Annotated in this window: 19 protein-coding genes, 1 tRNA gene and 1 pseudogene; 18 read left to right on the forward strand and 3 right to left on the reverse strand. The window is 41.6% G+C overall.

Annotated features, from left to right (window positions below):
• From HMPREF2794_RS29280 to HMPREF2794_RS19710, 18 genes and pseudogenes are all read left to right on the forward strand, one after another.
• Positions 1-227 (forward strand): annotated as a pseudogene (locus HMPREF2794_RS29280) (hypothetical protein); the annotation flags it as partial.
• A gap of 894 nt (positions 228-1,121) precedes the next feature.
• The gene (locus HMPREF2794_RS19630) at positions 1,122-2,651 is read left to right on the forward strand and encodes a tetratricopeptide repeat protein (RefSeq protein WP_246839617.1); all 1,530 of its coding nucleotides are present in this window, start codon (positions 1,122-1,124) and stop codon (positions 2,649-2,651) included.
• Between the two features lie 138 nt (positions 2,652-2,789).
• Positions 2,790-3,170 carry a DUF3244 domain-containing protein gene (locus tag HMPREF2794_RS19635; RefSeq protein ID WP_022302535.1) on the forward strand — a complete coding sequence of 127 codons (381 nt, stop codon included), beginning with the start codon at positions 2,790-2,792 and terminating at the stop codon, positions 3,168-3,170.
• Between the two features lie 33 nt (positions 3,171-3,203).
• Positions 3,204-4,178 (forward strand): hypothetical protein, encoded by a 975-nt coding sequence (locus HMPREF2794_RS19640; protein ID WP_070752324.1) that lies wholly within the window; start codon positions 3,204-3,206, stop codon positions 4,176-4,178.
• Positions 4,175-5,161, forward strand: a complete 987-nt coding sequence (locus HMPREF2794_RS19645) for a thioredoxin domain-containing protein (protein WP_070752326.1) — start codon at positions 4,175-4,177, stop codon at positions 5,159-5,161. The genes HMPREF2794_RS19640 and HMPREF2794_RS19645 overlap by 4 nt, the downstream gene beginning before the upstream one ends.
• A 23-nt stretch (positions 5,162-5,184) precedes the next feature.
• Positions 5,185-6,186, forward strand: coding sequence for a DUF4249 family protein (locus tag HMPREF2794_RS19650; RefSeq protein ID WP_070752328.1), 1,002 nt, complete (start codon positions 5,185-5,187; stop codon positions 6,184-6,186).
• A gap of 15 nt (positions 6,187-6,201) precedes the next feature.
• A complete protein-coding gene (locus HMPREF2794_RS19655) occupies positions 6,202-8,466 on the forward strand; it encodes a TonB-dependent receptor (protein ID WP_070752330.1) in 2,265 nt (754 codons plus the stop codon).
• Positions 8,467-8,576: 110 nt separating this feature from the next.
• Positions 8,577-9,164: an LOG family protein gene (locus HMPREF2794_RS19660; protein ID WP_010535971.1), complete on the forward strand. Its 588-nt coding sequence runs from the start codon at positions 8,577-8,579 to the stop codon at positions 9,162-9,164.
• The gene (locus HMPREF2794_RS19665; protein WP_022301595.1) at positions 9,161-9,883 is read left to right on the forward strand and encodes a DUF4271 domain-containing protein; all 723 of its coding nucleotides are present in this window, start codon (positions 9,161-9,163) and stop codon (positions 9,881-9,883) included. Before HMPREF2794_RS19660 ends, HMPREF2794_RS19665 begins: the two co-directional genes overlap by 4 nt.
• A 4-nt stretch (positions 9,884-9,887) precedes the next feature.
• Complete coding sequence (locus HMPREF2794_RS19670) at positions 9,888-10,634, forward strand: uroporphyrinogen-III synthase (protein WP_010535973.1); 747 nt, start codon at positions 9,888-9,890, stop codon at positions 10,632-10,634.
• A gap of 5 nt (positions 10,635-10,639) precedes the next feature.
• Complete coding sequence (rnpA, locus tag HMPREF2794_RS19675; RefSeq protein ID WP_032836609.1) at positions 10,640-11,029, forward strand: ribonuclease P protein component; 390 nt, start codon at positions 10,640-10,642, stop codon at positions 11,027-11,029.
• 32 nt (positions 11,030-11,061) lie between these two features.
• Positions 11,062-11,301 (forward strand): membrane protein insertion efficiency factor YidD, encoded by a 240-nt coding sequence (gene yidD / locus HMPREF2794_RS19680; RefSeq protein ID WP_371441472.1) that lies wholly within the window; start codon positions 11,062-11,064, stop codon positions 11,299-11,301.
• Between the two features lie 27 nt (positions 11,302-11,328).
• Positions 11,329-11,985, forward strand: a complete 657-nt coding sequence (locus HMPREF2794_RS19685) for a TatD family hydrolase (RefSeq protein ID WP_070752493.1) — start codon at positions 11,329-11,331, stop codon at positions 11,983-11,985.
• 84 nt (positions 11,986-12,069) lie between these two features.
• Positions 12,070-13,362, forward strand: a complete 1,293-nt coding sequence (gene tyrS, locus HMPREF2794_RS19690; protein WP_010535977.1) for a tyrosine--tRNA ligase — start codon at positions 12,070-12,072, stop codon at positions 13,360-13,362.
• A 108-nt stretch (positions 13,363-13,470) separates the two neighbouring features.
• Positions 13,471-13,541: transfer RNA gene (locus tag HMPREF2794_RS19695), tRNA-Gln, on the forward strand.
• Positions 13,542-13,865: 324 nt separating this feature from the next.
• Positions 13,866-14,708 carry a 5-dehydro-4-deoxy-D-glucuronate isomerase gene (kduI, locus tag HMPREF2794_RS19700; RefSeq protein ID WP_008762839.1) on the forward strand — a complete coding sequence of 281 codons (843 nt, stop codon included), beginning with the start codon at positions 13,866-13,868 and terminating at the stop codon, positions 14,706-14,708.
• Between the two features lie 39 nt (positions 14,709-14,747).
• Positions 14,748-15,551 carry a gluconate 5-dehydrogenase gene (locus HMPREF2794_RS19705; RefSeq protein ID WP_010535979.1) on the forward strand — a complete coding sequence of 268 codons (804 nt, stop codon included), beginning with the start codon at positions 14,748-14,750 and terminating at the stop codon, positions 15,549-15,551.
• Positions 15,552-15,675: 124 nt separating this feature from the next.
• Positions 15,676-16,917 (forward strand): DUF4861 domain-containing protein, encoded by a 1,242-nt coding sequence (locus tag HMPREF2794_RS19710; protein ID WP_070752332.1) that lies wholly within the window; start codon positions 15,676-15,678, stop codon positions 16,915-16,917.
• Between the two features lie 77 nt (positions 16,918-16,994).
• Here the strand turns inward: HMPREF2794_RS19710 and HMPREF2794_RS19715 are convergent, their stop codons facing one another.
• The 3 genes from HMPREF2794_RS19715 to HMPREF2794_RS19725 form a co-directional block, all read right to left on the reverse strand.
• A complete protein-coding gene (locus HMPREF2794_RS19715) occupies positions 16,995-17,417 on the reverse strand; it encodes a hypothetical protein (protein ID WP_139147277.1) in 423 nt (140 codons plus the stop codon).
• Positions 17,418-17,990: 573 nt separating this feature from the next.
• The gene (locus HMPREF2794_RS19720; protein ID WP_070752336.1) at positions 17,991-19,310 is read right to left on the reverse strand and encodes a DUF4302 domain-containing protein; all 1,320 of its coding nucleotides are present in this window, start codon (positions 19,308-19,310) and stop codon (positions 17,991-17,993) included.
• A 12-nt stretch (positions 19,311-19,322) separates the two neighbouring features.
• Positions 19,323-19,884 (reverse strand): substrate import-associated zinc metallohydrolase lipoprotein (locus tag HMPREF2794_RS19725; RefSeq protein ID WP_246839618.1); only part of this gene is annotated, 562 nt, incomplete at its 5' end.

Genomic DNA, 19,884 nt, shown 5'->3' on the forward strand with positions numbered 1-19,884 from the left:
CAAGCTATCAGAACGGTTGTGCCACCTACGGAAATGATTGTGCCAAACCTCTGAAACGGTTGTGCAAAGTGCTTGGCACAGTTGTGCCAAAGGCTTGTCACAGTCGTGCCAAAGGCTTGTCACAGTCGTGCCAAAGGCGTGGCACAAGCATGCCAAAGGCGTGGCACGAGCAAGGCATACTTACAAAGGGACTCTTATCAAGTAGTCAAGCTAGAATAACAGCATGATACGGCTGGCAATAGAATGGACGATTGCTATTGTCAGCCGTATTATCAGGGTGTATTGTCAGGCGATAATTATCTCATTATAAATACTTTGCCTACTAAAACATGACAGATGACAATAGAATCTACTCAATTTTCTAATGCGAGGTTTTAAATGAAGAATGAAAAATTACTGGGTCAGTCCGAAAACCCGGTTTGAGCTCCATACTGAATCGAAATGAATAAATCTCATAAGTCGATAGTAACTCAAATTCCCCTCCCTTCGGGAAGGAGGGGTGCCCAAAGGGCGGGGTGGTAGGTATACGAACAGCATTGTAAATGAAAGCTTTATGCATTCACCTACCACCTCCCCCTACGGGTACTCCTCCTTCCCGAAGGAGGAGATTTGAGATACTAACGACTTTTCTGTCGGCCCCAATAAAGATACTGCCTACTTTTAATTTAGTTCATTTCTGTTCGGGTTTGAGGCAAACTTGAACAGTTTTGAGGCAAACTCAATCTGGTTATGCGGCAAATGTATCTGTCATCCAGAGGAGTAAAGCGACGAAGGATCTCCTCTCCTATACCCACAAAGAGGAGATTCCTCCTCCCTTTGGTCGTCTGAATGACAGACAGATACGCTTCTGAATGACAGCTACGGTTAATGCTTAATATCTTATCGGTTTTTGCTCAAAACTCATATTTATAATGTGTCCGGTTAATCTTTATTTTTAGCGGTAAAGGTTGTCGTTGTCGTAAAAAAAGATTTTCTTTGCATAACCATAATACAAAACGATAATGGCAGATACACAAATCTATTATTTATTCAAACGTGTGGCTCTCCGATTCTCTATTTTTATCGGTCTTCTTCTGTTATTTCTTTTCTCTTGCACTTCTCAAAAAGAAAATCAGCTGCTGTTGCATGCCGACTCTTTAATGGCTGAGTATCCTGATAGTGCACTGATTTTCCTTGAAAGTATTCCGTTTCCACAAAAGTTATCACGTGCTGATAGAGCATTGTATGCTTTGTTGCTGACTCAGGCACGATATAAGAATTATATCACATTGGATGATGACTCATTGATAAAAGTTGCGGTGGATTATTATGGTAAAAAGAAAAGTTTGCGGGCTGCACAAGCTCACTATTACTGGGGAGCTACCTATCGGGATATGGGACGTATTCCTTTTGCTGTAGATAAGTATTTGGATGCTATTCAGTTAATGCCTGGTGAGAATGAGTTTTTGGCAATGATATATGATAATTTGGCAGAATGTTATGAAGATGAAGACCTATATGATGTGGCAATAGAGTCTTATAGAAAGTCTTATCAGATAGTATGTAGGGATAAAAAATCAATATCTTATCCGTTAAGGGGAATTGCCCATGTATTTTTATTGCAGCATCAATTAGATAGTGCATTGTGTTATTTTCAGAAAGCGTATGATTGTGTTCTGGCAATTCAAGACTCAAGTATGCTTCCGTTGTTGTATAATGACTTTTCAACAATATATTTGGAGAAGAAAGAATACGTTCGGGCAGATGAATATGTTTCAAAAGCCATATCTATGATGCCTTCTGATAACTTAAGTGGAGCTTATCATCTGAAAGGGATGATAATGCTTGGTCTGAACCGACTTGATTCTGCCCGGTATTTTTTTAATAAGTATAAAGATGAACAAGATATTTATGGGGAAGCTGTACGTTATAATGGGCTCCGTGAAGTAGAAAAGCGACTGGGTAACTGGGAAGCTGCAATGCAACATGCGGATGCTTATATGGTTGTTTATGATTCTATCCAGAAATTATCCGATAGACAGAAACTTGATGAATTAATGGATAATCATGAATTGGAGGAGCACAAAAGAATGGTGTCTCAGCAAGAACGGGCTGTGATAGGTTATTTGGTAGGTACCGTTTTTTTTCTTGTGTTAGCAGGTATTTTCTTTTTCATGTGGAATGATAGAAGAAGAAAGAAACGTTATATTGCTTTGCAAAGAGAGCTTATGCAGAAGCGTGTGGACACTATGGAGTTAAGGGAAGAAAAAGCTCTTGAATCTGAGGACGAACGCATAAATAAATTGGTAGAGCTTGGGGAGCATCAGCTAAAACTATGTATGTCCATGTTTGAGGAAACTGAATGCTATAAGAAACTACAAGAAATGGAGAAAGCGACTCCTAAACAATTGCTGTCAATGAGTAGTGCTTTTAGAATGGAGATAAATGTAGCGATTCGCGAGGCGTTTATTGATGTAATGGCGAATTTGGAGAAGTGTTGCCCGGCTTTGACTAACGATGATTTATTTTATTGTGTACTCTCATTGATGCATTGCTCAAACAGAGTTATTATAGAATTGATGAATGTATCTTCGGATGCTCTTAAGATGCGGAAGAGCCGTATTAAGGGTAAGTTGAGAGAAGATATATTTAAATACATATATTGGGATTGATAATCAGTACGTTATTGATGTTTTGTTACTGCCTGTTACCTCTTGTTGGGAGGGCTGTTACCGTTGTTACCTCATAAAAATGGCTTTTTCCATTATACTTGTGTACTTTTGAAACAAGATTTTTAAAACACAATTATTATGAGAACAAAGCTTCTATTTTTCTTCTTCTTATTAATGTTGCTTCAAGTAAACATGAGTACTTCTGCGATGGTTCTGAAAGACGCACATCGGATAATGCTAAAGGATATCAAGGCGTCAGGATCTCATCGCTCAATGCCTGTCCTCCCTACTGCTTTCATTGACGGATCATTACTATCGGTCGATTTTCTTTCTGCTGTAACTTCTGCGGCAGTTACAGTAAGGAACTCTGCAACAGGTGAAATAGTCTATTCATCTGTAGAAATGAATGTAACTACACTTCGGATTGATCTCACAGGAAAGAGTGCCGGCGAGTATTCTTTAGAGATTGGTATCGGCGATACGATTTTGTCAGGTGATTTTCTTCTTGAATATGAATAAAAAACTTATGGTGGTGGTTAACCGTACAACACGATGAAAAGGAACATTTTTATCGCATTAGCTGCATTCGCAATATGCAGTTCATGTAGCGACAGCTATTATTTACCGGAAACTGAGCGTGATTTGGCTCAATTGAATAGCGAGTATGATGACGTTAAGGCTAAAGAGGCTGATGACGAGGGAGAAAAGATCGAGACTTTGGCTAGTGAAGTTGAGATTCAAGCATCTATGGATGAGTATAAGGCAGAATTGATGAATCGTGAGTCTGTGGCTAAAGAGAGAGTGATGAGAACTGCATATGCTGCTGCAACTAATGTTGTTGGTGTCTTTAAAATTAGTAGTTGTGGTACATACAGGGAACTGAAAATTACTATGGATTGTGAAGATAAGAAAAGTGACTCATATACTACAGGGAATGTTGGTGCGTCTTATGTGGAAGGCGGAAATGTTAACTTCGTTTTTTGTTTAACAAATGCAAGTCGTTTCTATCCTGGAGGTGTTTTGCTTGTAGACCATATTAATTATAATGAGACATTTACTCAAGGATATACTACCCAAGCTCGAAAAATAGATGTCATTGTCCGTCATCATGACACGGAGGATAGTGATCCTCGCAACAGAATAGAGACTTCTGACGAAAGATATACAGATAATCTTAAGGGTTATTCTTCAGTGGATGGAAATGTTACATTGGCTTGGGGATTTCCTTCTATGCCATTGTTTAACCTTGCCTCTTATGTGGGGCCGGTAGGTATACAATATGGTTTATTATCAACTACACAGGCTGCAACTGGGACAATTCGCTGTGATGATGAAGATAAAAAGAATAAGAATTGGATACAACGATATAATGTTGGTTATACTTTAGATGATAGTTTTAATGAGGCTAAAGCATTAGGTGACTTTGGAATTACCGCTAACGGGAATACTACTTACTCAGTGTCCTTAAGTACGGATGCTAAGTTTAAAAATAATAATCGATTTTTTCCACAGAGTTTCATACAATGAAACAATCATTATTTATATCTTTGCTTCTGTTACTATTTTCTTGTTCCAATGCAAACACGGAAATAGTGGCAGAAGTGAATGGTGACAATATTCTTTTATCTGATCTGTCAGAAGCAAGCAAACAAGAACTTTTTGATTTGCTGAATATGGCTTATGAAATTAAATCCAAAGTATTGGACGATTTGATAAAAAAGAAGTTGCTGGAGAATGAAGCTAAGAAGCAAAACATAACTACTGAGCAATATTTGGATTTATATATGGATATGATAGGCACTAATATGGATAGTATTAAGAGACTATATGGGCTGTCTGATAATCAGATAAATGTAATGCGCGGTCAGTTATATAGTTCTTCTAAGGAAACTATGGAGGGGGAGCTTGTTCTGAAAAACAAGCTACGTTCTGCCATTATTCAGCAATTGACCGACTCATTGTACAGTCAAGCAAACATTAAGAAGTATATTTTTCCACCTAAACAGCCTAAATGCGTAATAACAGACTTATGTATTCACTATAGAGGTAATTTGAACGCTCCTGTCAGTTTTATTGTTGCTTCTGATTTTAATTGCGAACGTTGTGTTGCTTTCGAGGCTACTTTACAGCGTATTTATGATAAATACAAAGATCAAGTGAAATTTGGTTTTGTTAGCTTTGGAGATTTTCCCACTTTACCGGCATTAGCCTGCGAAGCTGCTGCGCGGCAAGATAAATTTTGGGATTTTCATGATGATATTTTTGCGCATAAAGGTCTTGCAGATTCCACTTTCATATTTAATCTCGCTAAGACTAAAAACTTAGATATTACTCAATTCAGGAAAGATTTGCACTCTTCCGAGAACTATAAGAAACTGGATAAAACAATAAATGACTTAGTAAACCGAGGAGTTTTTGCAACTCCTACGATCATTGTTAATGATCGTTTGGTATATATGACAAATTCGTATGAAGAACTATCTAGACTTTTAGAATATGAACTGAGGTAGAAACAAAATAAACCTTTACTAGTATGAATAGATTCCAGTGTTTTAATCATTCCATAAGATTAGTAGTTTTGTTCTTTTGCTTACTCTTTTTATCTTGCGAAGAAGCATTTGATGTTGATATGCCTGACAATATTGCTAATGGGATTGTTTTTCAGGGGGCTATTTCAAACGATAAGCCCCCTTACTTCTTTCAGTTAACTAAACCAGCTGTTATATCGGCAGAAGCCAGGCATTATGAAGGAATTGAAGATGCACTGATTGTAATAGAAGATGTGACGGCGGGAATCAAAGATACACTTACTCTTATAAAGCCCCAAAGTATAGATTATTCTAGAATATGTTTTTCTTATTATAATTATCATAAGAAGAAAAATGATGAAGTAATTTTGAGTGATGATGTGTTCCCTAAGAGTCATGGAGTGTATGTAACTACCAAAATATATGGTATAGAGGAACATACATATACACTTGATATCTATTATAAAGGAGAGCATCATACTTCAACAGAGACGATGATTCCTAAGACTCCTATAACAGACTTGAAGATACAGAAGTTCGATTTGGATAATGGAAAGCCCATACCGAGAGCTCCGATTATTAGTTTTGTCAATCAACCGGGAGTTGATAATTATTATCTTTTCTATATAGAACAATATTCCTATCCTGTCACATCCTTAGAGAAGTTGTTGGGTACTCGTGAACAATGGGCTTATTCCATATTAAGTGATAAATTTTTGGGTGATGAGGTGGTAGACCTCCTTGTCAGTGAAGGTGAAAGTGTAAAAAGGTTATATCCTCAATCAGGTTATCCTGTATCAGCGGATACCATATTTGTCACCTTACAATCTTTGTCCAAGGCATGTTATGATATATATGATAAAGCTATTGAGCAAATGCGCACAGATGGAGGAGCCTATTCACCCACCCCGACTAGTGTAAAGAGTAATATAAGCGGAGATGTTTGGGGAATGTTCAGGGTTAGTGCATACTCTAAGAGGTATGGATTGGTAGATAGAAAAAAGTAATGTAACATTGAAAGCATGAAAAAAACAGTTGCTGGTATATTGTCATTTGCATTCTTTAGTTGTATCTTCTTTTCGAAACTTTCTGCACAGCAGACGTTGATTTTAAGAGGTCGGGTGGTAGATGAGCAAACAGGAGAAACATTGTCTGATGCCAATGTATTCGATTTGACTTCGGGCATTGGAGCCTCGACAAATTCGTATGGAGTATATTCTTTAAGTCTTGGGAAAGGGAAACGAATCATCCGATGTTCTCTTTTGGGGTATACTACCCGTACGGATACGTTGGATATCACTTCAGACAAGGTGCTGAACTTTGCACTTAAGCCTGGCAACTATCAACTGAAGGATGTAGAGATAGTGGCGGATCGTAGGCACAGCGGTCAGTTTCGGCTCGGGCAACAAGATATACAAGCTATGCCGGTAGTGGGGGGTGAGTCCGATTTGATGAAGTCGTTGCAGTTTCTTCCCGGAGTGGCAAGTGGAAATGAAGGAGCCAATAACATCTCGGTGCGAGGCAGCAATCAATGGGGGAATCTTGTTCTGCTCGATGAGGCTATTGTTTTTAATCCAAATCATGCTCTTTCTTTCTTTTCGGTGTTCAACAACGATGCGGTGCACAACGTAAATCTGTATAAGTCATATTTTCCCTTGAATTATGGGGGGAGAGCTTCTTCTGTGATTGATGTACGCATGAAAGAGGGGAACAATAAGGAATCAAAGAGAAAAGCCACTGTAGGACTGGTTTCTTCAAAGGTGATGTTTGAGGGACCGCTGAAGAAGGATAAAAGTTCTTATCTGGTTGCTGCAAGGTTTGCCTATCCGGGAGTGACGTGTAGTTTGCTTGGCGATGATGATGATGTGCCTAATCCGGAAATGTACTTCTATGATGTAAATGCAAAATTCAATACCATTATCAACGATCGCAACCGGATTTATTTTTCGCTCTATAGTGGAGGTGATCATACTGTCTTCGATGAACTGGTGAGAGGATATGGGATGGACTGGGGAAATGCTACTTCTACTTTCCGCTGGAACCACACACTGAATCAGAAGACTTACACCAACCTGAGTGCAATTTTCAGCAACTACTATTATCGTTATAAAAACTATGCGGACGGACTGCATTATTTGTGGAAATCGAATATGCAGTCTTATCAGCTGAAATATGATATGGAGCACAATACTTCACGGAATCTAAGAATAAAAGGAGGTGGAGCCTTGCACTTTTTCACTACGATACCGGGGAGCATAGATAATTATGGAGTTTTTACACATGTAGTCCCATATAGGCTTAATAGAAGAAAAATGCTAGACTTCGCGCTTTATGGTGAGGTAGAATATCGGTTTGCTTCTCGTTTTCAGTTGAATGGTGGCATTCGTTTGTCTGCGCTTCGTACACCTTCCGGTCCCGATTATGGAGCATCAACATTTATTGTGCCCGAACCACGAGCAGAGCTTTACTATGAAGTGAATCGCAATCATCGCTTGAATATTTCTTTCAATCAAGCTTCGCAGAACTTGCACATGCTTTCTAATTCTTCTGTCGGTATCTCGTCGGACATGTGGGTGCCTGCCAATGAAAAACTTAAGCCGGAAATAATGAGACAGTTTACTGCCGGATATGAATGGAATCAATCGGATCGCAACTATACGTTCTCACTGGAAGCTTTCTATCGTAAAACAGATCATATCATTGATTTTAAAGATGATGTAAATCTCTTCATGAATAATACGATTGAGAAAGAGGTGGAACAGGGAGAGTCCGAAAGCTATGGAGTAGAATTTTATCTCTCCAAGAACCGGGGAGCATTGACCGGATGGGCAAGTTATACTCTTTCGCATGCTCGCAATCGATTGGCTAATATCAGGGACACAGAATATAGGCCAGTATACGATAGACCCCATAATCTGAAATTGTTTTTAAACTATAACATCAATAAACGATGGTCGTTGTCTTCTACCTTCTCCTATAGTTCGGGCATGAACCTAACGTTGCCTGTTGGCAAGTATGAACTTCATGGGGCTGTTTTATATATTTATAGTTCCAGAAATGGCTATCGGGCGCCTGCTTTCCATCAGCTGGATTTGTCGGGCACTTATCGCATGAGGAAAGGAACGCTTACCTGTTCGATTATCAATCTCTATGGCAGGAAGAATGTGTTTTCTATCTATGCGGGGCGTGGAGGCGAAGAATATTATAAACCTATGGATATAGCGCAAACATATAAGATATATCTTTATGGTATAGTTCCCTCCATAACCTATAGCTTTGAGTTTTAGAATCGCATGTTCTTGTCCTGTTCCTCTATATAAATTGCACATTCATTTTGATATGTATATGATTTCTTTGTACTTTTGTACCCATTCATCCAGTAAACTTGCAAAAGATAATGAATCAGATACATTCCGTATGCGTGTACAGCGCATCCAGCACTAAGATAGCCTCCGTATATTTTGAAGCAGCCGAAAAGCTCGGCAGCCTGCTTGCCAAACAGCATATCCGTCTGATAAATGGTGCCGGAAGTATCGGACTGATGCGGTCCGTAGCCGATGCAGTGTTGGAGAATGGCGGTGAAGTGACCGGAGTTATCCCCCATTTCATGGTAGAGCAAAACTGGCATCATACAGGTCTGACGGAACTGATCGAAGTCACTTCCATGCACGAACGCAAGCAGAAGATGGCGAATCTGAGCGACGGCATCATTGCGTTGCCGGGTGGATGCGGCACTCTAGAGGAGTTGCTTGAGATTATCACATGGAAACAGCTTGGACTGTATCTGAACCCGATTATCATTCTGAATGTAAACGGCTTCTTTGACCCGCTGCTCGAAATGCTCGAACGGGCGATAGAAGAAAACTTCATGCGCCGGCAGCACGGTGATATATGGAAAGTAGCACGAACACCGGAAGAAGCGGTGGAGCTGCTTCAGACAACTCCTGTATGGGACGCTTCTATCCGTAAATTTGCAGCGATATGATAGCCGCTATACTAAACTCCGGATTTGAGGGAACCCCCATCTCCTACTCTCCCCGCACGGATGATGTGATTGCGCTGACCTTGCTCGCCTGTTTCTTTCTGTCCTCCATCGCTCTGGCACGCGGAAAGAAGTTTCTCACGCAGCAAGTGAAAGACTTTGTGCTGCATCGCGAACGGACAAGCATTTTTGATAGTTCTACGGCAGCCGATGTGCGCTATCTCCTTGTGTTGGTAGTACAGACCTGTGTGTTGACGGGTATTGTGTTCTTCAATTATTTTCATGATACTTGCCCGATGCTCATGACCAGGGTCTCCCCTCTCCTACTATTGGGGATTTATGTCGGCTTCTGTCTGGCCTATTTTTTACTAAAATGGTTACTTTATATGTTCCTTGGGTGGGTGTTTTTTGACAAAAACAAGACAAATATGTGGCTGGAGTCTTACTCTACACTCATATATTACGTCGGATTTGCCCTTTTTCCCTTTGTTCTTTTTCTGGTTTATTTCGATCTGAATCTGACCAATTTAGTGATAATCGGACTAATTATTCTAATTTTCACTAAAATATTGATGTTTTATAAGTGGATAAAGCTTTTTTTTCATCAATTAAGTGCGGTTTTCCTATTAATTTTGTACTTTTGCGCTCTTGAAATCATACCCTGTCTGCTACTCTATCAGGGAATGATTCAGGTAAACAATGTATTGCTAATAAAAATTTAGGACGTTGAAAATTAAAAAAGTACTAGTCTCGCAGCCTAAGCCTGCGTCAGAGAAATCTCCCTATTACGACATAGCAGAGAAATATGGCGTAAAAATAGATTTCCGACCGTTTATAAAGGTCGAGAGTCTTTCGGCGAAAGAATTCCGGCAACAGAAAGTTTCAATTCTTGATCACACTGCCGTTATATTCACCTCCCGTCACGCAATCGATCACTTCTTTAATTTGTGCACGGAACTGCGTGTAGCTATTCCGGAAACAATGAAGTATTTTTGTGTCACGGAAGCGGTTGCATTGTACATTCAGAAATATGTGCAATATCGCAAACGTAAAATCTTCTTCGGTGCTACCGGAAAGATTGAAGATCTGGTGCCATCTATCGTAAAGCATAAAACGGAGAAATATCTCGTCCCTATGTCGGACGTGCACAATGATGATGTGAAAAACCTGCTCGACAAGAATCATATACAGCACACAGAAGCTGTGATGTATCGCACCGTGAGCAACGACTTCACGTCGGATGAGGAATTTGATTATGACATGCTCGTGTTCTTCAGCCCTGCAGGAGTGACTTCTTTGAAGAAAAACTTCCCGGACTTTGATCAGAAAGAGATCAGAATCGGTACCTTCGGGTCGACTACCGCGCAAGCTGTACGCGACGCCGGACTCCGTCTGGACCTTGAAGCACCAACAGTGCAAGCTCCCTCAATGACGGCTGCTCTCGACATGTTTATCAAGGAAAACAATAAATAAACAGAGTGAGCGTATATACTTTGCGTAAAGCCGAAAGGCTGAATAGTAAAATATTGATCGGAAAGATGTTCGAAGGCGGCAATTCCAAGTCGTTTTCCATCTTTCCGATACGTGTTGTATATATGCCCATAGAACAGGGTGAAGCACCCGCCACGATACTGATCAGTGTTTCGAAGCGGCGTTTCAAACGGGCTGTAAAGCGCAATCGGGTGAAACGGCAGATACGCGAAGTCTACCGGAAGAACAAACTGCAACTGCTGGACGATCTTCAAAGCAGAGGGCAGCGTCTCGCAATCGCCTTTATCTATCTGTCGGACGAGCTTGTTGCTACTGCCGAACTGGAAGAGAAAATGAAGATAGCGCTTTCGCGCATTTCTGAAAAGTTATCCTCATGAAACCCCATGTTTGCCGGATATCCGCCTGCTGGATGTCCTTGAGAAGCATTGTGAGGAAGGTGTTGTCATTCTTGCTACTGATTCCCATCTATTTTTACCGGGCATGTATTTCGCCCCTTACTCCTCCCTCTTGTCGGTTTACGCCTACCTGCTCGGCTTATGCAGTCGAAGCCATCAAGAAACACGGACCCTTCAAAGGACTTTATCTGACTGTCCGGCGCATTCTCCGGTGTCATCCGTGGGGTGGTTCCGGCTATGATCCGGTACCTTAGAAACGATTTACCCAAAGAATGAGAGAAATGGAGAAAAATGCAAGTCATATTCTGGATATTCATACTCACAAGTCGGAGGAGGCTTCTCACGGCAGGGCGATTATCAACTATCAGTTGCCGGTAGGGGGCGCATTGTGCCTGTCGTCCTTCTATTCAGCTGGCATTCATCCCTGGCAACTGACAGAACGGGATGCGGAAGAACAGCTTGCGTATCTGCAGAAACTGCTTGTGGAAGAGCGGTTGGTGGCGGTAGGAGAGGCGGGGCTTGATAAGCTGACGGCTGCTCCGATGGAGCTTCAGGTCAGGATATTGGGAAAGCAGGTGGAATTGTCGGAAAAGTACCGGTTGCCGTTGATTATTCATTGTGTGAAGGCGATGGAGGAATTATTGGCGGTAAAGAAGGAGTTTCGACCGGTTCAACCCTGGATTTGGCATGGCTTTCGCGGAAAACCACAACAAGCAAGGCAGTTGATGGAAAATGGCATGTATCTTTCTTTCGGCGAGCATTATCCGGAACAGACAGTGAGGACGATGCCTGTCGACCGTATGTTTCTGGAGACGGATGATAGTCCGGTTGACATTGAGGAAGTGCTGCACCGGGTAGCAAGAACACGAGGCACGGATGTGGAAGAGTTGCGGCAGGCGATTCGGGAAAATATCCAAAAAGTCTTTTTTAGGCATTAAGAGTTGTATCTTCCGAGAAAGAGTCGTACTTTTGTCGCACATGGAATTGAAAGACAATAAAAACTTAATAAAAAGAGTAATACGATGAATTTTGTAGAAGAATTGAGATGGCGTGGCATGCTGCAGGACATCATGCCGGGAACGGAAGAGTTGCTGAACAAAGAGCAGGTGACTGCCTATTTGGGTATCGACCCGACTGCCGATTCACTACACATTGGTCACCTTTGTGGAGTGATGATCCTTCGTCATTTACAACGCTGCGGCCATAAACCGCTGGCACTCATCGGTGGCGCTACAGGTATGATTGGCGACCCTTCCGGAAAATCGGCAGAACGTAACCTGCTGAATGAGGAAACATTGCGTCACAATCAGGCATGTATCAAAGAACAGCTTGCCAAGTTTCTCGACTTCGAGTCGGATGTGCCTAACCGTGCTGAATTAGTGAACAACTATGACTGGATGAAAGAGTTTTCTTTCCTTGATTTTGTTCGCGAAGTGGGCAAACACATCACTGTAAACTATATGATGGCAAAGGACTCTGTAAAGCGTCGTCTGAACGGAGAAGCACGTGATGGATTGTCATTCACCGAATTTACTTATCAGCTGCTTCAAGGCTACGACTTCCTTCATCTGTATGAAACCAAGGGTTGTAAACTTCAGATGGGAGGCTCCGACCAGTGGGGAAATATCACTACCGGAGCGGAACTGATCCGCCGTACCAATGGGGGAGAGGTGTTCGCGCTGACTTGCCCGTTGATCACGAAAGCTGACGGCGGTAAATTTGGTAAAACCGAATCCGGAAATATCTGGCTGGACCCCCGCTATACGTCTCCATATAAGTTCTATCAGTTCTGGCTCAACGTGAGCGACTCTGATGCTGAACGCTATATCAAGATTTTCACTTCAATCGAGAAGGAAGAAATAGAAGCACTGGTTGCCGAACACCAGCAGGCTCCGCACTTGCGTGCTTTGCAGAAACGTCTGGCGAAGGAAGTGACTGTCATGGTTCATTCCGAAGCAGATTACAATGCAGCAGTAGATGCGTCTAATATCCTGTTCGGTAATGCTACTTCCGAATCGCTGCGTAAATTGGACGAAGATACGCTGCTGGCTGTATTCGAAGGGGTGCCTCAGTTCGAAATCTCTCGTGACGCTCTGGCGGAAGGAGTGAAGGCTGTTGACCTGTTTGTTGATAACGCGGCTGTATTTGCCTCGAAAGGTGAAATGCGTAAGCTGGTTCAGGGCGGTGGCGTATCGTTGAATAAAGAGAAACTGGAAGCCTTTGACCAGGTAATTACGACTGCTGACCTGCTTGACGAGAAATACCTGCTTGTTCAGCGTGGTAAAAAGAACTATTATCTGCTGATTGCGAAGTAAAATTCAGCAATTTGCAGGGTGGCAAAGTAAAAAAGTAAACGAAATATTTGGAGGTTTGCTCGCAAACCTCTATCTTTGCACCGCTTTTTAACAGAAAGCACTTATGTTTGTCCTATGGTGTAATGGTAGCACAACAGTTTTTGGTTCTGTTTGTCTAAGTTCGAATCTTGGTAGGACAACAAAAAGAGGCTCCGATAGTCATTGATTATCGGAGCTTTCTTTTTTTGTATCATTTTATATCGTCGAAATGGCTGTCAAACTATGCGTATGCCGGCTTGTTCTTTCAGAGAAAATATTTCTATTCTGTTAGGTGAAAAACTCCTTCGAAACGTATTATAGTTCGTTAAAAAGATGTACATTGCATCAATTCTGGACATTTTTGGTGGATAATTGGAACAAAATTGCAAGGTTAACCCGTTTTCTTTTACTATTTTTGCATCGTGTACGTAAACGACGTGCATTTGAGAAAGAGAGCTTATTCAATAACTATAAATAAATAAGGTATGAAAACGAACTATGAAATTCGCTATGCTGCGCATCCCGAGGATGCAAAAAGTTATGATACTGCAAGAATCCGTCGCGATTTCTTAATCGAAAAGATATTTGTTCCCAACGAAGTGAATATGGTGTACTCCATGTACGACCGTATGGTTGTAGGCGGCGCGCTTCCGGTAGGAGAGGTGCTGACACTCGAAGCGATTGACCCGCTGAAAGCTCCGTTCTTCCTGACCCGTCGTGAAATGGGTATTTACAATGTAGGCGGACCGGGCGTAGTGAAGGCCGGAGACGCGGTTTTCGAACTTGACTATAAAGAAGCCCTTTACCTTGGTTCGGGCGACCGTGTGGTGACGTTCGAAAGCAAAGACGCTTCCAATCCTGCCAAATTCTATTTCAACTCACTGACCGCACATCGCAACTACCCCGACCGTAAAGTGACGAAAGCGGATGCCGTAGTGGCTGAAATGGGCTCGCTGGAAGGTTCCAACCACCGTAACATCAATAAGATGCTGGTCAATCAGGTATTGCCCACCTGTCAGCTACAGATGGGTATGACGGAACTTGCTCCGGGAAGCGTATGGAACACGATGCCTGCACACGTGCACAGCCGTCGTATGGAGGCTTACTTCTACTTCGAAATCCCCGAAGAGCACGCTATCTGCCACTTTATGGGTGAGGTGGACGAAACTCGTCACGTATGGATGAAGGGCGATCAGGCGGTTCTGTCTCCCGAATGGTCGATCCATTCGGCTGCGGCTACCCATAACTATACCTTTATCTGGGGTATGGGCGGCGAGAATCTCGATTATGGCGATCAGGACTTCTCATTAATTACAGATTTAAAATAAACAACTACAATAGTTTTCATCATTTAATAACAAAAAATTATGAATCAGTATTTGAATTTTTCTTTGAAAGGTAAAGTGGCTCTCGTTACAGGTGCTTCTTACGGTATCGGTTTTGCTATCGCTTCTGCTTATGCAGAACAAGGCGCTACTGTTTGTTTTAACGACATCAACCAGGAGTTGGTGGACAAAGGCATGGCTGCTTATGCTGAAAAGGGAATTAAAGCTCACGGTTATGTATGCGACGTAACAGACGAACCGGCTGTTCAGGCAATGGTTGCTACTATCGAGAAAGAAGTAGGTACGATTGATATCCTTGTTAATAACGCCGGTATTATCCGCCGTGTTCCTATGCACGAAATGGAAGCTGCTGACTTCCGTCGTGTGATTGATATCGACTTGAACGCTCCGTTCATCGTTTCTAAGGCTGTGTTGCCTGCCATGATGAAGAAGCGTGCCGGTAAAATCATCAACATCTGCTCTATGATGTCTGAGCTGGGTCGTGAAACTGTATCGGCTTATGCTGCTGCCAAAGGTGGTCTGAAGATGTTGACTCGCAATATCTGCTCTGAATATGGTGAATACAACATTCAGTGTAACGGTATCGGTCCGGGTTATATCGCTACTCCGCAAACTGCTCCTCTGCGTGAGAAACAAGCAGACGGAAGCCGTCATCCATTCGATTCATTCATCTGCGCCAAGACTCCTGCCGGTCGTTGGTTGGATCCGGAAGAACTGACAGGTCCTGCTGTGTTCCTGGCTTCTGAGGCTTCTAACGCTGTAAACGGTCATATCCTTTACGTAGACGGTGGTATCCTTGCTTATATCGGAAAACAGCCGAAATAACGATAACAAGAAGTTGCTATAAGGTGATAGGGTGGTGAGGAGATTCCTTACCGCCTGTCACCTTATCGTTTTAATGCCCTTTCATTTTTTTACCTGATTCTATCCTTTTATTTGTTGTATAATTATGAAGAAGATATTTATTCTGGCTGCTGCTGCCTTGATGGGCTTTGTCTCTTGTGCCGACAGTAAGCAGTCGATGACGGTTACGGTAACCAATCCTCTGGCTTTAGAGCGCACGGATGAAATGGTGGAAGTTCCGATGGGTGACGTTGTAGCCAAACTGAAACTGGCTGATACGGCCCAGATTGTAGTACTTGGCGAAGACGGTCAGCAAGTGCCTTATCAAGTGACGTATGACGAGAAGGTTGTTTTCCCGGCTACGGTGAAAGCAAACGGTACGGCTACTTATACGATTCAGTCCGGTACTCCCGATCCTTATAATGTGGTTGCCTGCGGACGTTATTATTCCGAGCGCCTGGACGACGTGGCGTGGGAAAATGACTTGGGCGGATACCGTGCCTATGGCCCCGCTTTGCAGAAGCGGGGAGAACGTGGCTTCGGTTACGACCTCTTTACGAAGTATAACACCACAGAACCGATTTTGGAGAGTCTTTACGCAGAAGAACTGGATAAGGAAAAGCGTGCCAAGATAGCTGAACTGAAGAAAACAGATCCTAAAGCAGCTGCCGAACTGCAAAACGCTATCTCTTACCACATCGACCATGGTTATGGAATGGATTGTTACGCTGTGGGTCCTACGCTCGGCTGCGGTACAGCTGCTCTGATGGCAGGAGATACGATTATCTATCCTTACTGCTATCGCACGCAGGAAATTCTTGATAACGGCCCCTTACGCTTCACTGTGAAGCTGGAATTTAATCCGCTGACTGTCCGTGGAGATTCTAACGTAGTAGAGACGCGTGTGATTACATTGGATGCCGGCTCATACCTCAACAAAGCAGTTATCTCGTACACCAATCTGAAAGAAGCGATGCCTGTGACTACCGGACTTGTTCTTCGTGAGCCGGACGGTAAGGTTGTGGCTGATGCTGCCAATGGCTATATTACTTATGTAGATCCTACGACTGACCGAAGCGGAGGAAACGGAAAGATATTTGTTGGTGCTGCATTTCCTGCACAAGTGAAAGAGGCTAAAGTTGTTCTTTTCGAAGAAAAGGAAAAGAAGGAGCGTGGCGGCGCTGACGGTCATGTGCTGGCAATCAGCGAGTATGAACCGGGTTCGGAATATACTTATTATTGGGGATCTGCCTGGGATAAAGCTGTTATCAAGACGGTTGATGCCTGGAATGCGTATATGGCTGAGTATGCACAGAAGGTGCGCACACCGTTGACGGTGGCTTACTAAGGAATAGAATGTTTGTAATCTATCCTCACAGTTCGCTCGATAAGGAGCGACTGCGAGGATAGATTTTTTAATTACTGCTAATTGACGAAATTGATATCTATATTATATTTCCATTTATAAGCAAAGTAAGCGTGACCGGTTGGGGTATTCATATATCCAAAACTAAATTCTTTGTCTTCAAATTTGAGAGTAACCTTCTCTGTTTTTGGAGTAGGCGAGTTGAAAGTGAACTCTATGGTTTTATCGTTATATGTATAATCAAAAGCCGGAGAAAACAATACATTAGTAGGGGTTTTATCATTTAAACTAAAAGGAAGTGTCAGCATTTTGGCATGCCCTATACCATCGTTGTTCCATTGGATAGAAACATCCACCTCTATATATTTAACATATTGATCCGAAGGAGGGATTGGAGGGCCTTCAGGATAAGTAGATGTTTGTGCAAATGTGCTTGTAAATCCTAGGAACAGTAACATACAAAAAAATACTAGCTGTTTCATAATACTGTAGTTTTAGTTAGACATAAGGTGAATTGTTTGGTGATGGCTAAAGATAAGAAAAAAAGTGTAATGTAACTATTCTTTTCTGAGAAAAATTGTATTTAGTGTAGATTACTATTATTGGAAACTAGTTTCCTTCTTCTTTTATCTATAGTGGTTCTATCTGTAGGTAATTGACTATGTTTTTTCGTATCAGCTACAAGGTGTGTTGTTGTGAAGTAGTGTAATATTTATAAGAAAAGGTAACAGTTTTGCTATGACATCTATCAATGTTTGAAATAAGATATATTGCATTGGTAGAACATGGGTATATCATAATAAAGAATATTTTGGGGATATTTCTATATGAATATTGTAAAAGTATATAAGATAATGTTTAGGCAATATCTGTTTATTGCCCTGTATTCTTTTAATAAGTTTGGAACTTTTGATTAAATAATTATTTAAAATGGGGTATACCTCACGGTACGCCCCATTTCAAGACAATTAATGTAAAGCTAAATCTAGAGGTTTGGAAAACTAGAAATTAGCAAAAGAAGAAGCGCACTCGCTTTCTAGTAATATGCAATGCATTTACTGTTCATTTGGCCAACGAACTTCAAATGGAACTAACATAAAGTAATTGCTAGCGAGATCATTGTCCTGTAATTGTATCACAGATGGATTCTTAGGATTATCTGCTGTTAGAGTAAATGTTTTCTTTTCTCCATTCAGTGAGCCAATCATTTTCAGAATATCACTTACACCAGCATTTACATAGGCTATTCCTAGTTGATCTGTTCTTCCTTCTAGTTGTAACCAAATATGATTATCGTCTACTGTACCATATGTATAGGATACAATAGATCTTGCAAATGTTGAAGGAGTGTCAAGTGGTGCAAAACAGAATCCGTATAATCCTGAATATACTCCCATATGAGCCCAGTAAATATCATAATAACCATTGGGATCTGCATATAACTTGTTGATAGCTGACGTCCACAAGCCCTTACCGTAATCACTCATTAGACTCTTTGCAAAATACCATTTACCACTAAAGAAGAGTTCACTCAACGCAGGCCATGTGTCATGCATTGTAGCGCCTGTCGCTTCATCAGTAAAAGTAAGTACCATATTTTCGTCTTCACCTACATATTTCATGCCTGTAATCTCTTTTCCTCCGATTTGTAGAGGTTTATAGAATGCAATGCCGTCTGTTGTCACACGGAAGGAAGCGGTAGCTGCTTCATAACTTTCTTCTCCTGGGTAGGAGAATAGCAGCGTACGATAATTCATGGTAGCTGTTGCTTTTATATCCCCCATTGTAAAATTGAAAGAAGCTCCTGCAGAATTCATTATGTTTGCCATATCAATATACTTCTGCATCAGATCAGTCCAACTTATATCCGTAGCAATCGGGGTCATAATGATGGTATTTCCGGTTTTCTTTCCCTTTAGATATACTTTCTCAGCAGTAGCTTCTACTACCATAAATTCATAATCACCTCCCATACCACTGTCAACAGGACCGATTCCATCTGGATTACTCGGGTCGGAGAAATAGTGGAATAAAGAATTGTGGGTGTTAAAGGTCAATACTGGGCCGCTATCCGGAATCAATTCATACATACTTGTTTCCGTTTGGTCAGCTTTGCCTAATTCGGAGGCAACTGTAACGGAGTTGTTTTCTCCAAATTTTACAAACATTGTATATCCTCCATAAGATTGCTCTTTTTCAGGAAAATATTCCATTATCCAGCCGTTGGTTGCTCCCATCAATACTTGTTGGTCTTGCATTAGCCGTTCTTCCATACGTTGGGAAGCCGGTTTGTCAAAAATATCATCGTCGTCCTTAAAGCATGATTGAAATATTAAGGGCAATGCTAGTAATAAAAGATAGTATATTTTCTTCATAATTTGTTCGGATTAAAGTTCATTTAAGTCGAGTTCTCCTATTCTTTCTTGATGATCAAGCACTGTATCGCGCAATACATCAAGGTCAATGTTCCATGTGTCAAGCATGTAATTATATACAATTTCGAATTTGGAATTAATAATGGGGGCTCCGGTAGTACCTGCCGTTTTCAGGCGTGCTGCCCAAGTGGCCTCTGTGTTTGTTACATAAGTGGCTATCAGTTCCACAAAATCCTCATCTACGGCACTTGAAGCATATGGAGTAATAAAACCTGCTTTCAAGGCTGCAGCATCGGCTGCACTGCCGCTTCCCCATGCAGAACTCCAGCTGTCCTTTACATATTCACTTCCACTGATTTCTTTGAAAGCAGTGGGATATGGACGGGTTTGATGGAGGATATGTGCGAACTCGTGGTGGATTGTTTTAAAATAATAATAGTTTAAATCAGCCACGTTAAGTACATTTATGTTATTTACGTTATAAAGTGTAATTTTCAATCCCCCTTCGGCTGTACCTAAAATCATGTCACCATTGTTTTTGTAAGCAGGAGAACCTACCAAATGAATCATTTTG

Source organism: Bacteroides sp. HMSC067B03, assembly GCF_001811315.1.
Lineage (GTDB): Bacteria > Bacteroidota > Bacteroidia > Bacteroidales > Bacteroidaceae > Bacteroides > Bacteroides faecis.